The organism is uncultured Marixanthomonas sp. (assembly GCF_963974425.1).
Taxonomy (GTDB): domain Bacteria; phylum Bacteroidota; class Bacteroidia; order Flavobacteriales; family Flavobacteriaceae; genus Marixanthomonas.
Window position 1 is genome coordinate 19,608 of sequence record NZ_CAXBCK010000002.1, and the last position, 14,263, is coordinate 33,870.

At 32.7% G+C, this 14,263-nt stretch carries 14 protein-coding genes; 4 read left to right on the forward strand and 10 right to left on the reverse strand.

Annotated elements, in window-relative coordinates; genetic code table 11:
• Nucleotides 1–4 precede the first annotated feature (4 nt).
• The gene (locus AACZ92_RS00805) at nucleotides 5–1,108 is read right to left on the reverse strand and encodes an ABC transporter permease (RefSeq protein WP_339695812.1); all 1,104 of its coding nucleotides are present in this window, start codon (nucleotides 1,106–1,108) and stop codon (nucleotides 5–7) included.
• Between the two features lie 61 nt (nucleotides 1,109–1,169).
• Nucleotides 1,170–3,314 carry a carboxy terminal-processing peptidase gene (locus AACZ92_RS00810; RefSeq protein WP_339695815.1) on the reverse strand — a complete coding sequence of 715 codons (2,145 nt, stop codon included), beginning with the start codon at nucleotides 3,312–3,314 and terminating at the stop codon, nucleotides 1,170–1,172.
• A 330-nt stretch (nucleotides 3,315–3,644) separates the two neighbouring features.
• On the opposite strand from AACZ92_RS00810, the gene AACZ92_RS00815 reads away from it, so the two are divergent.
• Nucleotides 3,645–4,820 carry a glycosyltransferase N-terminal domain-containing protein gene (locus AACZ92_RS00815; protein WP_339695817.1) on the forward strand — a complete coding sequence of 392 codons (1,176 nt, stop codon included), beginning with the start codon at nucleotides 3,645–3,647 and terminating at the stop codon, nucleotides 4,818–4,820.
• On the opposite strand, the gene AACZ92_RS00820 is transcribed toward AACZ92_RS00815, so the two are convergent.
• Nucleotides 4,797–5,450 carry a DUF2461 domain-containing protein gene (locus AACZ92_RS00820; protein ID WP_339695819.1) on the reverse strand — a complete coding sequence of 218 codons (654 nt, stop codon included), beginning with the start codon at nucleotides 5,448–5,450 and terminating at the stop codon, nucleotides 4,797–4,799. The genes AACZ92_RS00815 and AACZ92_RS00820 overlap by 24 nt on opposite strands.
• A 116-nt stretch (nucleotides 5,451–5,566) precedes the next feature.
• Between AACZ92_RS00820 and AACZ92_RS00825 the strand changes: the two genes are divergently transcribed.
• Genes AACZ92_RS00825 through AACZ92_RS00835 form a run of 3 tightly spaced genes read left to right on the forward strand, consistent with a single transcriptional unit; the run spans nucleotide 5,567 to nucleotide 6,347 of the window.
• The gene (locus tag AACZ92_RS00825) at nucleotides 5,567–5,794 is read left to right on the forward strand and encodes a hypothetical protein (protein WP_339695822.1); all 228 of its coding nucleotides are present in this window, start codon (nucleotides 5,567–5,569) and stop codon (nucleotides 5,792–5,794) included.
• Nucleotides 5,795–5,827: 33 nt separating this feature from the next.
• Nucleotides 5,828–6,067 carry a hypothetical protein gene (locus tag AACZ92_RS00830; RefSeq protein ID WP_117158437.1) on the forward strand — a complete coding sequence of 80 codons (240 nt, stop codon included), beginning with the start codon at nucleotides 5,828–5,830 and terminating at the stop codon, nucleotides 6,065–6,067.
• Between the two features lie 34 nt (nucleotides 6,068–6,101).
• Nucleotides 6,102–6,347 carry a hypothetical protein gene (locus AACZ92_RS00835; RefSeq protein WP_339695828.1) on the forward strand — a complete coding sequence of 82 codons (246 nt, stop codon included), beginning with the start codon at nucleotides 6,102–6,104 and terminating at the stop codon, nucleotides 6,345–6,347.
• 72 nt (nucleotides 6,348–6,419) lie between these two features.
• Here the strand turns inward: AACZ92_RS00835 and AACZ92_RS00840 are convergent, their stop codons facing one another.
• The 7 genes from AACZ92_RS00840 to AACZ92_RS00870 all read right to left on the reverse strand — a co-directional run bounded on the left by AACZ92_RS00840 (nucleotide 6,420) and on the right by AACZ92_RS00870 (nucleotide 14,218).
• The gene (locus AACZ92_RS00840) at nucleotides 6,420–7,220 is read right to left on the reverse strand and encodes a choice-of-anchor J domain-containing protein (RefSeq protein WP_339695831.1); all 801 of its coding nucleotides are present in this window, start codon (nucleotides 7,218–7,220) and stop codon (nucleotides 6,420–6,422) included.
• 524 nt (nucleotides 7,221–7,744) lie between these two features.
• Nucleotides 7,745–8,038, reverse strand: coding sequence for a hypothetical protein (locus AACZ92_RS00845; RefSeq protein WP_339695834.1), 294 nt, complete (start codon nucleotides 8,036–8,038; stop codon nucleotides 7,745–7,747).
• Nucleotides 8,039–8,462: 424 nt separating this feature from the next.
• Nucleotides 8,463–9,443 carry a hypothetical protein gene (locus AACZ92_RS00850; protein WP_339695836.1) on the reverse strand — a complete coding sequence of 327 codons (981 nt, stop codon included), beginning with the start codon at nucleotides 9,441–9,443 and terminating at the stop codon, nucleotides 8,463–8,465.
• Nucleotides 9,415–11,220, reverse strand: a complete 1,806-nt coding sequence (locus AACZ92_RS00855; protein ID WP_339695839.1) for a hypothetical protein — start codon at nucleotides 11,218–11,220, stop codon at nucleotides 9,415–9,417. Before AACZ92_RS00855 ends, AACZ92_RS00850 begins: the two co-directional genes overlap by 29 nt.
• On the reverse strand, nucleotides 11,213–12,367 hold the full coding sequence (locus tag AACZ92_RS00860; protein WP_339695842.1) for a hypothetical protein: 1,155 nt from the start codon (nucleotides 12,365–12,367) through the stop codon (nucleotides 11,213–11,215). Before AACZ92_RS00860 ends, AACZ92_RS00855 begins: the two co-directional genes overlap by 8 nt.
• 7 nt (nucleotides 12,368–12,374) lie before the next feature.
• The gene (locus tag AACZ92_RS00865) at nucleotides 12,375–13,427 is read right to left on the reverse strand and encodes a DNA cytosine methyltransferase (RefSeq protein WP_339695845.1); all 1,053 of its coding nucleotides are present in this window, start codon (nucleotides 13,425–13,427) and stop codon (nucleotides 12,375–12,377) included.
• Entirely contained in the window at nucleotides 13,424–14,218 is a 795-nt protein-coding gene (locus AACZ92_RS00870; RefSeq protein ID WP_339695847.1) for a thymidylate synthase, read from the reverse strand. Before AACZ92_RS00870 ends, AACZ92_RS00865 begins: the two co-directional genes overlap by 4 nt.
• Nucleotides 14,219–14,263 lie beyond the last annotated feature (45 nt).

The window sequence follows — 14,263 nt, forward strand, 5'->3', positions numbered from 1 at the left end:
GCTTTTATGTTTTTACATCTAAAGCGTCCCTTAACGCATTACCAATTAGCATAAAAGCAGTTACCAAACTCATAATAGCTAAACCTGGGATAATGGCTAGCCATGGTTTCCCTAACACAATATAGGCGTAATGATCTTTTATTATACCTCCCCAACTAGGCATAGGCGGCTGTGCGCCTATTCCTAAAAAACTTAACCCGCTTTCAATTAAAATTGCCGAAGCGAAGTTAGCCGCCGAAATAATAATGACAGGAGCCATCGCATTGGGTAATATATGTTTGGTAATAATTCTGAAATCTTTATACCCCAAAGCTCTTGCCGCTGTAACATATTGCATTTGTTTAACGCCCATTACCTGCCCTCTTACAACTCTTGCTACTTCAACCCACATAGTGAGCCCAACAGCAATAAAAACCTGCCAAAAACCTTTCCCTAAAGCTAAAGTGATGGCAATTACCAAAAGTAAGGTAGGGATAGACCACGTAACATTGATAATCCACATAATGGCTGCATCTACTTTTCCGCCAAAATAACCGGCTATTGCACCTAAACTAACTCCTATCACTAAAGAAATAAAAACCGCTACAAAACCGATGCCCAATGATATTCGGATACCAATTAGCATTCTGCTTAAAAGGTCGCGGCCATATTTATCGGTGCCTAGTAAAAACGTTTTTTCTGAAATATACTTTTGAGGAATTTCTTTAACGCTTTTAGCTTCCGGAAATAATTTTAAAGGATATTCCTTTTGAAGTCCTTTGCTGCCATCGCCTGTATATAATGTTGCTTGAAGTATTGAATCTTTTACTGAATAGGCTGAGATAGGAATTTCACTATCGGCATTCTTTTTTCCGAAGAAAAACACCGAAATGGCATTTTGTTCTTTAAGCTCTGCCGGCACTGTAAGCATTTTCACTGCAAAACCGGGTTGTTTTGAGTGAACAGAAAGATGCATCTGGTTAGCATCTTGCGAATTATCCGGCGCTATGGCATAGGCAAAAATTGCAATAAGCGCGCAAACTACTAAAAATGAAAAACTAAAAACGCCCCAAAAGTTCTTCTTGAACTTTTGGAGCGCTAATTTTGTTAATGAAGTAGATGTTTTCACGCTGTAAATGTAACAAAAAGGTTCAAGCTTTCCATTTTACTTACAACACTTATAACGCAACTTAATTTTTAATATCTGCCATTTTTCCGGCTTTAATATTATTTATTTTCAGGTCTCTAAGAACGTTAATTGCCTCTTCAACATAAATGTCTTTAGCAAGATTTGTGTGCCACCTTTTACGTTTTTCACGAAGGGTGGTATCTTGCCTCATCATTTCAATTTCGTAAGGAAGCGATTTATAATCTAATTTATTATCATATTTATCTATCTCTTCAAACTTTTTTGTCTCTTCCTTTCGCTTCTCTATGTCGGCTACATATTTGTCAAAGTTAAGTGGAACTTCAGACTCATCGCGACGTGCTTTTATCCATTTTGCATCTTCATCTATTAATTGAAGTTGTGCATTTTTTTCCATACGGGCTTTACTCTTGCTAATGGTTTCCTTATAGTCAATGTAACCATCCCATTTTTTATAATCAGCTGAGTCTATCTTATCATATGGCAGCGGATTATCGTAATCGCGTTCCCCTACATCAAAATAACTGTATTGATCTGGCATAACTACATCACTTTTTACACCTTCAAGCTGTGTTGATCCACCATTAACTCTATAGAACTTTTGAGTTGTTATTTTTAAAGCTCCCATATCGCCCATATCACTTTTTCTAATCCATTGGTTTAAATCCAATACATTTTGAACAGTACCCTTACCGTAGGTTTGTTTACTTCCTAATATAATAGCACGTTCGTAATCTTGCATCGCTGCAGCTAAAATTTCAGAAGCTGAAGCTGAAAGCTCATTAACTAGAATTACTAATGGCCCATCCCATACGATTGCGTCGTCTTCATCTTCCAACACTTCTTTTTTACCGTTAGAAGCTACCTGAACTACAGGTCCCTCTTCGATAAAAAGACCAGCAATATCTACTGCGGTGCGTAGAGAACCTCCGCCATTTCCACGAAGATCAAGAACCAATCCTTCTATACCTTCTTCTTTAAGGCGTTCAATTTCTTTTTTTACGTCGCTAGCGGCATTTCGCTCTTTATAGTCTTCCATATTAAAATAAAACTGCGGAAGGTTTATAAGCCCATAATTGTTGTTCTCTTTTTCAATAAGAGAAGATTTAGCATACGTTTCTTCTAATTCTACTACATCGCGAGTAATAGTTTCTTCTTCAATAGCGCCATCTACACGTTTTACCGTTAACGTCACTTTTGTACCTTTGGGTCCTTTTATCAGTTTTACGGCATCGTCAACACGCATTCCCACTATACTCACAGCCTTATCTTCGTCTTCTTGTCTAACTTTGGTGATTAAGTCTCCTACTTGAAGATGATCACCACGCCATACTGGACCACCACTTATTACTTCGATTACTTTTATATAATCGTTTTTCTTTTGAAGCCTTGCCCCAATACCTTCTAAACGTCCACTCATTCTAAGGTCGAAACGATCTTTATCTGGCGGAGCAAAATAATTGGTATGCGGATCAAACTCTTCAACAATCGTGGTTAAATAGATTGAGAAATAATCTTTTCGTTCTAAATCTTGTGTGAAATCGAAATACTCATCTAATGAAGTTTTTGAAGTTTCGCGAGCTTCAATTTCTAATTCTTCTTCACTCTCAGGTTTAAAGTCTTCGTTTTCTTCCCAATCATTATCAGCAGCTGCTGTTTTATTTTCCTCAACATTATCATAATAAGTAGAAATAGTGGAAAACTTAAGCTGTTGTCTCCAGCGTTCTTTTAGTTCTTTTTTTGAAGATACGTAATCAATATTATCATAATCCACATTTATGGATTCGTCTTTTGTATAATCAAAAGGAGTGTTTAGTACTTCAGGGTAGATTTTTTTCACATCTTCCATCCGTTCTTGCAAACGATTGTACACCAAGTTGAAAAACGTAAGGTCTTTACTTTTTATTTGGTCGTCAATCTCAGTTTTGTATTTACTGAACTCTTCAATATCTGAAGCAAGGAAGTATCTTTTTAATGGATCTAACCCAGTTATAAAATCTTTATAAACCTCTGCAGAAAACTCATCGTTTATATCTGACGGACTGTAATGCCCTTTTTGCAATACATACGTTATAAGGTCTATAAGTACTTTATCTTTATCAGTATCGTTAAACTCTTTAGTCGTAAAACTGCATGATGCGACCGCAACAAATACAGCAAGGAACAGTACCTTTAAATTCTTTTTCATAATTCGCATATCTTTCTTCTTCTATTTTAATGTTCTAAATTATATAAAAAACCGTGCCAACCATTTATAATCGTACTAATTTTTTGTTAAACCAATTTTATTTTGAAATTCACGGGGAAATAAGTCACAGACTGCTCTTGTTTATAATAGGATTTTCAGAAAAAAAGAGGATTTTGCTATTAAAACTTCAATAGATATAACTATAAATTTCCAATAATAGTATAATACCGTATTTTAGCGGTGTAAATTCCAAGTATGCGTATTTTATATAGTTTTTTAACCCGAATTAGTTACCTGTTTTTATGGATAGCACAGTATTTCAGTAAAAAAATGAAGCTTTTTGTGTCAGGTAGAACACAAGTTTTTGAAAATTTGTCACAACACATTACTCCTGAAGATAAAACTATTTGGTTTCATTGCGCATCATTAGGGGAGTTTGAACAAGGCCTACCCATCATGGAGGTTGTAAAAAAGGAATTTCCAAATCATAAAATAGTGGTTTCATTTTTTTCACCATCGGGCTACGAAGTAAAGAAAACCACCCCAGTGGCCGATGTGGTGATTTATCTTCCATTAGATACAATTTCTAACGCCAAAAAATTTATAAACGCTGTTCATCCATCACTTGTTCTATTTGTAAAGTATGAGTTTTGGCCAAATTATCTTTTCGAATTGAAAAATCGCAACATTCCTACCCTATTAATTTCAGGGTTATTTAGGGAAGGGCAAGTGTTTTTTAAAGGTCACGGTAGTTTTATGCGAAAGGCTCTAAAAAGTTTTGATCATATTTTTGTGCAGGATAAAACTTCAGAAAAACTATTGAAACATATTAACATCACCAATGTGACTGTGAGTGGAGATACTCGTTTTGATCGTGTTTCACACCAAATTGAACACGACAACTCCTTACCTTTTATTTCAGCATTTAAAGAAAATTCGCTTTGTATTGTCTGCGGAAGCACTTGGCCAGAAGATGAAGCCATTTTGCTGAATTATATTAATGAAGCTACGGAAGATGTAAAGTTTATTATTGCGCCTCATACTATTGATTCAAAAATTGAGCAGTTTAGGAAAAAACTGAAAGGCCCTTCGGTTTTATATTCAGAAAAAGAAGGAAAAAACTTAGCAGATTATTCTGTCTTTATAATTGACACTATTGGCTTATTGACCAAAATCTATAGCTATGCCGATATTGCGTATGTAGGTGGTGCAATGGGCAAAACTGGACTGCATAACATATTAGAACCCGCCACTTTTGGGATTCCTATTGTAATTGGAAAGAATTTTGAAAACTTTCCTGAAGCCAAGCGGTTACAGCAATTAGCTGGACTTTTTGTTGTAGATTCAGCAACAGAATGCACTGAAATTTTAACCAAGCTGGTTACAAACGGAAGTTTCAGGGAAAAAACCGGGATGATTGCGGGGCATTTTGTGAATAGCAATACCGGCGCGACAAATATTACTTTAGATTATATAACTAAATTACACCGTAACGGCCTGATTTAAATAACGCCTAAAAGGCAACATTTCTTTGTAAATAGCAATGACTTTTTCTTCAAAATTTGATGCCATTACTTCCTTTTGAGTAAGTGGACAGGAGACTGCAAACGATTTTCGCCGAAGCAAATCTATATGTTTGTGGTCTTGAGTGTACCCCTTAGGTGATGTTTTAAGAGGATCATCAACTATCATTTCACCAAACATGGTTTTAAAGCTCTTTTTATTCAGAATGTTTTTCAAATCTTCTCCATTATAATCTATCGCTGCTCGAATGCTTTTCAAAATTTTGGAAGAAGGGTGCCAATAGCCCCCGCCTATTAATGATTCATTTACTCCTAAATGTATGTAGAAATCGCCTTGTTTACTTTCTTGGTCCAAACCCGCCCCAAAATGGTCTTTATAAATAGGTTTGTTTGGGTGAAACATTAAATTATTATTTATTCGGTTGATGGCTTTTTTTCCATTGGTAGGCGTGTAATCTGGATCAATAGCGGCTAATTTTATATTCATTTCGTTTAACCAATCAATATACGAATCGCGCACGGCATGATATTCGCCGCGATGTTCGTCCATCCACTCCTTATTATTATTTTTTTGAAGTTTCCGTAGAAATTGATATAGGTCTTTAAAGTTCATTTTTTCCTCTAAAACTACTTATTTTAAAGACTTTCGTTTCAAATTTTAATAAAACTTTACAATATGCCAACTGTTAAAATACATAGATTTGTTGTGTAATTTAACACAAACCAATTATGAAAAAAGTAATTATTGTAGCCGCATTGGCATTAGTAGGCTTCTCTACAACTTCGTGTAGAGAGACCAAAACGGAAACTAAAGAAGTTGTTCGTGAAGTAGAAGTAGAAACTGAAGAAACAGCTGATGAAACTGAAGGAATTTTAGAAAGAACTGCCAAAGAAGTTGATAAGGAAGTTAACAAAGAAGTTAACGAAGAGATTGACAAAATTGGCGATGATAACTAAATATAGTAACCTAACAACAAAAACCCAAAAATCATGAAAAAAGTAATTTTAAGTTTAGCATTAGTAGTCGCATTTAGCACCACTTTCGTGTCTTGTAGAGACACCAACAAAAAAGCAGACGACGTAGAAGACGTAGCAGATGATGTAGAAGATTCTATGGACGATGCTGGTGATGCAGTTGAAGATGCTGTGAATGACACAGGAGATGCTATCGAAGAAGGTGTTAATGAAGTGGAAGAAAATACAGGCACCGGTGGTACTGATGACATGTAAACCAAATTTTAACCAGTAACTAAAACGAGTTATTATGAAAAAAATAGCAATGATTGCCTTAGCTGCATTATTCTTAGCCCCATTAACTTCTTGTCGCGATCAAGAAAAGACAGAAGCTGAAGAAATGGTAGAAGAAATGCAGAACGAAGGTGCTGAAGTAGAGAAAAAAGTTGACGGTGATGAAACCAAAATAAAAATGGAAACCGAAGACAAAAAAGTAAAAATTAAAGAAGAAGACGGCGAAACCAAAATGAAGGTTAAGACCGATAACGATAATTAATTTTTAATTTTCTTTAAAAAAGTAAAACCCGAAACAAACGTTTCGGGTTTTTTATGCTTTCTATTAAAAAAATTATTTTTTAATAACCTTTCTTGAATATACTGTTTTGTCCGTATAGAAATTGATTAGATACGTCCCCGCCTGGAATTGCTCGATGTTTATTTCTGAAGCACTCGTTTCCTTTAATAACTTTCCTTGAAGATTGAATACACGAATTTTATTTACATCTTGTATTCCCTGAACAGAAACAATATCTGTTGTAGGGTTAGGATATACTTTTATGTTTTCTTTTTGAACACCATCAACACCTAATTCAGATTGTGTTATTTGTACATCATCCATTCCAATGTAAAAAATGTCTGTACAATCGTAATGTCTAAAAACCAACTTTACTTCTTGACCAGCAAACGAAGAAATGTCAACATTTACAGTTTTAGCAGGATTATAATAAGGAGCATCAAGCGTTTCTTCAAAAACAGGCTCTTCAGTTCCAGAGAATTCTGATGCTGCTGGGATAACATACACAGCATAGTGCTCTTGAAACACCTCTTCATCTTCATACGCAGCAACCTTAAAAGTTAATTCTAAATTATTTTCTGTTAGCAATGAGATATTCGGGCTTGTTAACGTATTGTCTGGAGTAAATGCCTCCAAATACCAAGAAAAAGACCAAACAAACCCTCCATTAAACGACTCTACTTCTTGAAATTCAGCATCGGCAAATTCCCAAAGTTCGCCATCTTCATCTAAATCTGCTAAAATCCAAGAACCCCAAGTACTTTCGTCATTAAAATCTTCTTCAAAAACAACAGTTTGGGCAAATGAGTTTAACCCTAAAGTTATAATACACGCAAATAGTAATTTTTTAATCATAATGTTTAAAATTTTTAATAGATTATAAATAAACTGACAAAATTTATTGTCAATTATGCGCAAAAGTACCCATAAAATAAGAGTTGAAAGCCTATTATTGCTAATGAAACTGAAGCTGCTGTTAACCACAAAACCAACTATAGCCTTAATCTTCTCATTATCAAATTTTAAAACATCTAGAAGTTAGACGTAATCTACTTGTTAATTTTTTAGAAATAAAGAAAAGCTATGATATGGAAGCATTTTAAAACAAAAAAAGCCCATCCATATGGATAAGCTTCTCATCGGTCTATTTCTAAACCACTTCCCGAACTTAATCGGGACAACACAACTTTGTTTATCTACTTCTTTGAAGTAAAAGTAGCGGTCTGGACGAGCGGGTTGAAAAGGGATGCTAATTACGCTCTACACATCTCTATACACTAAAATTGCATGTGATTATTTATATCCATATCTCAGAACATCTCGATACACTTAGAAACATTGTACTGATTTTTGTATTCTAACCACACTATATAAAGCCCTCACTTAACTTTTTTATTATAATCGGGATGCCATTTTAACTCTTCAAGTGAAAAATAATGATCGGAATAATTATCTATCCACCACTCTTTTAAATCTTTATCCAAGGTCTCAAAGTTAACTGGAGTTGCAGAAATTTCAATAAAAATTTGTTCAAATGGTTTTTCTATAAAATAGTAATCATTTAAGCGCACATCAGTAATTACAAATGCCATTTCAAGGGGTTCATTACCCTCTTGAAGACCTTCAATATCTATATTGACAGTTCTACCAACTAAGTCTTGTAAAGTGCTCATAAATCTTTAATTTTATTTAAATATACTAAAAGCCCCAAACAAAAAAAGCCTTTCCATTTGGAAAAGCCTTTCATCGGTCAGATTACTCTGAACCACTTCCTCAAATTAATGAGGACAACACAACATCTTTATAATGACTATCAAAAATTGCCTTCAATTACTTTAATTTTTGGCAAATTTAGCATTAAATTATTGTAATCCTAAACTTTATTGAGGTAAATTATTTTACACTTTAATCTTGTTATTCCAGCTTTGAGAATTGGCTGGTGATGTATATGCAAAAATAATAGTCCATTATAGGCACATATCCTTGGTTATTTTTTGGTAAGTGCAATGAAAAAACTTTTTGCTTTTTGTTTGAAAGATATAATACGATAGCTTTAATAAAACTGGTAATCTATTGTATTAAGGTTGTAAGCTAAAATTATTCAAAATCAATTTTAAAAAAATATATATTATCACTAGGGGAAGAATATCCCTCAGTATTATATAAACTAGCTTTCGCATATGCCAGCTGAATATTTTGATTTGAAATAGCAGCAAAACCTGCTCCAACAGTAGAAATTTTGTTATTCATTGGCGCTATAACAATATTTTTGTCAGATAATTTTTCTTTTTCGATATATTCCAGCAATTGATTTTTAGTTTCTGAAGGATCGGTAAGAGAAAATTTAAATTCACTAGCTTCAGGATGCCTTGATAAGAGTCGTTTGTGACGTTCAAAATTAATTTTCATATGATTATCTTCGATAGGTTGGTCTCCAAATCCCAAAGTAATAGAATCGTATTCATACTCATCAATAATTCTGAGTGTCCTATCATATTCAAAGCCAAATAAAATAATTAAGTGATTTTTCTTCGTTGGATCTGTAAAACCCGGAAATCCAATTATAGTTCTTATTTCATCAACTCCTTTTGACAACCATTTATCCTCATCTTTTTCGTCATTTACAGAATACTCTTTGGCACCAACATAACTCAAAAAAACATTACCTAATAATTGTTTCTTATTTTCAATCAGCCTAATTAATACTAATAAAGACTCATGAGTAAAAGTGGTTGTATCGATTAATATATTAGGCTTCTTATAATTATGAGTAATATCATTAATCACTCTCATTATTTCAATATAGTTTGATATTGCATCATTAGAGTTTAACGCTACACGATTAGATTTTATTTCTAATAAATTACTTAATTCTTCTGCATTAACACAAATACTTTTTGCTTCATTTTCATTAAAAAAAATATAGCTCTCTTTGACATCTGATTCCTCTATAAGTTTTGGTATAACAAAGCATCTATCTTCAAAACTAGCTGAACATATGAATACATTTATTGACAAATCATTTACATTTGAACTGAATTCATTGAAATTATAAAACATGGCTATCATCAATTTCATTAAACATAGATATTTGACCATCATCTATAGCTCCGTCAATATCCTTAATTATTGCTAATATAAATTTTCTTGGATTTTCAAGAGCTAATTTTAATATCGAAGCATCCATAAACTTGTAACCTGCAAAACTAGAAGGATCTAATCCAAAATGAGGAGATAAAATTCTATTTAGAATATATAGCCTTGATTTACCAGTTCCATACTTATTACCTATCATAGATTTTTGTAAATACCCATGTTGAATTCCCAAATCAATTATCCTTGATAATTCTTCATTTGGCTCATCGTTTAAGGCAATAGAAAAAACTCTTCTTTCTGATGCATTTGACACTATTATTTTTTGAAATAAACCACCCATACCCATAATTAAATTTCTCAATTTATCCATGTCACCTTTATTCGCTGCTTCCTTCTTATATTTATCAAATTCTGATTCCATTTTTTTTCTAGAATATTTTTTTATTTCATGATTTTGAACTGAAGGACTTATGAATTCAAATTCTCTTTCATCTGTCCTTGATAACTCTCCAACATACATTTCAGAAGCAAAGTCTATAAACTCTCTTACAATTCCAGATGAAATATTTACTAACTGCTTAAAACCAGCATAACTATATGTATATCTATTACCCCCAAGTCCCTTTATAAAATCTGGTTCAGCGTATCTATACGCAAAGTCATAAGCTTGCCCTTCTGTTTTACCTGATTCTAATTGCTCCTTGATATACTGGTCTTTTATCGCTTCAATTTTATTCTTCTGGGCTTCATCAACTGGAAAAAAAACTTCCGGGTCAGTTATTTTATAATCATACTTTATCAATCTTTTCTCAACTATTTCTTTTACCCTCTTATAATACAGATCTTTTTTGGTTGTATAAATATCATTTACATTAACTTCAGAATAATCATGTGGAGTGTCAATTCTGGAGCCATTTATCGTACTAAATACCTTATATTTAAGCTGTGTAGAAATCTTCAAGCTTACCTCATTAGTAGTTCTTAATGACACCCACGAATTCAATATTTTTCTTTGTGTTTCTGAAAGCTCGTCTGCATCATCGATTAATAAATAAATTGGTTTAGTTGGCATAAATGGCAGCTTCCTAATTCTTGTTAAAATCTCAAAAAGAAAATCAGAGTACAACAATAGAGCACCATTATATGGTATTGGTTCTGTAGAACCTATTAGTTTTTTAATATAACCATGTTGAAACTCACTGGATACAGATCTTAACGTATCTATAATATTCTCAAAGGTATTTTGTATTGGATTATCTTTATCTAAAACTTTGCTTTCATCATAACCAGAATATTTCAGAAATTTCACAAAAACATTATTAAAGAAATAAGCAAGAGCCTTTCTATTAACATCATTATCTTCAAAACCAGCTTCTGAAAGTTCCTTAAATATTGATAAAGCAAAATTAATGACCATGAAATGCTCATTTAGTAAAGCCTCTCCATGTTTATTATTTAGCTTAATATCTGTTTTATTTAAATGTCCTTTCTTAATTGGTATATAAATCCCAAAATAGCCAATATCACATATTTTTCTAGGTTCTTTTAATCTTATCCCTTCATCATCTACTAAGACCTGGCAATCTGGTTTCATAAAACGAAACATCATACTTTTACCCGACCCTCTTGCTCCGTTTATGAATGTATGACCGACAACAGGCACACTATAATATTCACCGAAAACTGGAACAAATAAATCAATAACATCATTAGGGTTGATATCATCAGGATATTTAAATTCAAATGGATTTTTATTCATCTTTTTCGATTCTTAGTTTTAAGCTTTCACCTGTTATTTTTGACGAATTTTCATAAATCAATTCTGGACAATGATCAAAGATATTTTTATCTCCTTCAATTGGATAATAATTATCATGCAAATTAAATGTAATATCTTTATGCACGTTTAATTCATTAAAATCTAGAGTTTCTGATAAGGCATCAAAGTCTTTGTAGAATTCAATTTGAACCCAAATGTTTTCAATTTCAATCATTCCTTTCCAAAATTTTGAACAATAAATTCTCTCATAATGCATTTTTAAAATTCTCTTATAAATCTCATCTAATAAAAATACATTAATTATTCTTTTTTTACCTTCTTCAAATACAAGCTTACCAAAAGTACGAGTAACATATTTTTTAGGTATCTTGAGATGTACCTCCACAGTGCTTTTTGGATGGTTTACATTTATAGAGTCTATACAAGCTGAAAAAGCATGAAATACTTCACTACCCTTAGGTAAGCTACCGTTTTCTAAACTGTTAATATCTGCTCTTTGTTTTTCTTCGGCTAGTTCATCAGCAAATCTTAAAATAGCAGCCAACATTTGAAGCCGAATCGGATAACTATTCGACATTATTTCCTTCCTTATAGTTCTTATGGTGTTTTTATCTTTCGAACCGTCTTTATATTTAACTTTTCCACCATGCACTCTTGCAATATCATTAATATATTTTACTTCAGTTATATCGAATAAAATTGGTGTTAAACCATTTTTAATAGCGTCCAAGACTCTATTTTCGTGATTATGTCTACCATAAAAATTTCCAATATCATGAACTTGGATTGCATTTAATAATAAGAAGACTTCTCTAGCATTTAAACTGTAAATAAAATTTTGAATATCATCTTTACCGGTATCTAATAATTGACTAGCTCTCTCAATAACCGCTTTAATATGTTTTGGACCATGGTCATTTAGCCAAATAACTTTATCAAAATCTTGCTCATTTTTAATTTCATTATAAATAGCTTGTTTTGTCACTTCATTATGTAAACCATTTCCTAAATAACTTCTAAAAACATCATATTTCGAATGATATTCAAAATCATCACCTCCCCTTTTTAAAAAGTCACTACTTGGTGATATTAACCAATCATCTAATGTAGAATTGTTTAAATTCATTATTTAATTAACTTATATTAATTATTTCTTCGAAAACTGCCTTCGCGAGTAATGGGGGAACCGCATCCCCTACTTGTTGCTGTATATGCACTAATGGCCCTTTAAATATATAATTGTCTGGAAAAGATTGTAATCTTGCAGCCTCTCTAATTGACAAGCCTCTATCTTCAGTTGGATGTATCAACATACTCTTTCTGTAATTTGCAATTACATAAGCTGGTTCGTCAGACTTCAATCTTCTATAAATACCATGGTGGCAACGAGAGGGATCTGTATAATTTGCCATTAAACCTAATGGAATATCACTCCAATTATGACCTTGTCGTATATGTTTATATCTTTCAATTACCAAATCAGAATTTTTTGACACGTAGTTTTGAGATACTTTTCTCTTTTTACCACGCATTAATTTTGCATAATCTGATTCTGCCTTACACTTATAAGTTAAAACATCTTCTTTAGAACCGTTATTTAAGAAAGGTAAGTCTGAAAATGCTTCATCTACTGTTACTATTTTATCCTTAAAATTCCCTATAGGAAATTCAAAAGCTATACCATGTAATGAAGCAACAATAAATATTCTTTCTCTTTTTTGAGGAACACCAAAATCAACAGCATTTAAAATCTTAAAATTAGGTGTGTAACCCCTAGAGTGTAGATTATTACATATTTCTTCTAGAAAAAACCCTTTGTCTAAGTTTTTTAACCCTGGAACATTTTCAATAACCACCCAATCTGGCTTAACTATATCAACTGACCTCATAAACTCCATAAATAGCCAGTTCTTCGGATTATTTGTAAATCTAGTTTTTCTATTGGCATTAGAATATCCTTGGCAAGGTGGTCCACCAAAAAGTACTACTCCTTGACTTTTCTTTTTAAAGCTAAATTCTTGAATATTCTTAATGTCCTCTGGAACAACTGTAGTACCTTTATGATTCTCCAGATATGTTTGTGCTGCATAGAAATTTTTTTCAACTGCCAAAGCAATATCAATACCAGCATACTTTGCACCTAAGCCCATCCCTCCTGGACCCGAAAATATTTCAACTCCTATCATACTGCTATTGGAGCTTTTATTGGAGGGTAGGGGTCATACCCCTCTAATGTAAAATCATTATATTCAAAATCAAAAATTGATTTCACCTCTTTATTTATAATCATATTTGCATATTGTTTAGGGTTCCTACTTAGTTGTAATTTCACTTGCTCGAAATGATTTTTGTAAATATGCACATCACCAAATGTGTGAATAAAATCTCCATATTCCAGATTACAAACTTCTGCAATCATCATGGTTAATAATGCAAAAGATGCTATGTTGAATGGGACTCCCAATAATAAATCAGCACTCCTTTGATACAACTGACAGGATAGTTTTCCTTCAGAGACATAAAACTGGAAAAGCGTATGACAAGGTGGTAATGCCATTTTATCAATATCTGCAACATTCCAAGCACTTACAATTATTCGTCTAGAATCTGGGTTGCTTTTTATCGTATCTATTATATTAGATATTTGATCAATATGTCTTCCATCTGGCGTTGGCCATGAGCGCCATTGATATCCGTAAATACTCCCAAGTTCTCCATTTTCATCTGCCCATTCGTTCCAAATAGTCACTCCGTTATCCGTTAAATATTTAATATTTGTATCACCTTTTAAAAACCACAATAATTCATGAATAATCGATTTAAGGTGTACTTTTTTTGTTGTTACCAAAGGAAATCCTTCATTTAAATCAAATCTCATTTGATAGCCAAAAACACTTCTCGTACCTACTCCTGTCCTATCGGATTTATCCTTACCATTTTCATAGACATGGCGAAGTAAAGTTTCATATTGATTCATAATTATATTTTAGAAGAACAGCTACCAGTATATACCGATAGCTGG

Coding starts and splice junctions, on each gene's coding strand:
- AACZ92_RS00810 (WP_339695815.1), bottom strand. CDS start 3,314: ATGAAAAAGAATTTAAAGGTACTGTTCCTTGCTGTATTTGTTGCGGTC.
- AACZ92_RS00815 (WP_339695817.1), top strand. CDS start 3,645: ATGAAGCTTTTTGTGTCAGGTAGAACACAAGTTTTTGAAAATTTGTCA.
- AACZ92_RS00820 (WP_339695819.1), bottom strand. CDS start 5,450: ATGAACTTTAAAGACCTATATCAATTTCTACGGAAACTTCAAAAAAAT.
- AACZ92_RS00825 (WP_339695822.1), top strand. CDS start 5,567: ATGAAAAAAGTAATTATTGTAGCCGCATTGGCATTAGTAGGCTTCTCT.
- AACZ92_RS00830 (WP_117158437.1), top strand. CDS start 5,828: ATGAAAAAAGTAATTTTAAGTTTAGCATTAGTAGTCGCATTTAGCACC.
- AACZ92_RS00835 (WP_339695828.1), top strand. CDS start 6,102: ATGAAAAAAATAGCAATGATTGCCTTAGCTGCATTATTCTTAGCCCCA.
- AACZ92_RS00840 (WP_339695831.1), bottom strand. CDS start 7,220: ATGATTAAAAAATTACTATTTGCGTGTATTATAACTTTAGGGTTAAAC.
- AACZ92_RS00845 (WP_339695834.1), bottom strand. CDS start 8,038: ATGAGCACTTTACAAGACTTAGTTGGTAGAACTGTCAATATAGATATT.
- AACZ92_RS00850 (WP_339695836.1), bottom strand. CDS start 9,443: ATGAAATTGATGATAGCCATGTTTTATAATTTCAATGAATTCAGTTCA.
- AACZ92_RS00855 (WP_339695839.1), bottom strand. CDS start 11,220: ATGAATAAAAATCCATTTGAATTTAAATATCCTGATGATATCAACCCT.
- AACZ92_RS00860 (WP_339695842.1), bottom strand. CDS start 12,367: ATGAATTTAAACAATTCTACATTAGATGATTGGTTAATATCACCAAGT.
- AACZ92_RS00865 (WP_339695845.1), bottom strand. CDS start 13,427: ATGATAGGAGTTGAAATATTTTCGGGTCCAGGAGGGATGGGCTTAGGT.
- AACZ92_RS00870 (WP_339695847.1), bottom strand. CDS start 14,218: ATGAATCAATATGAAACTTTACTTCGCCATGTCTATGAAAATGGTAAG.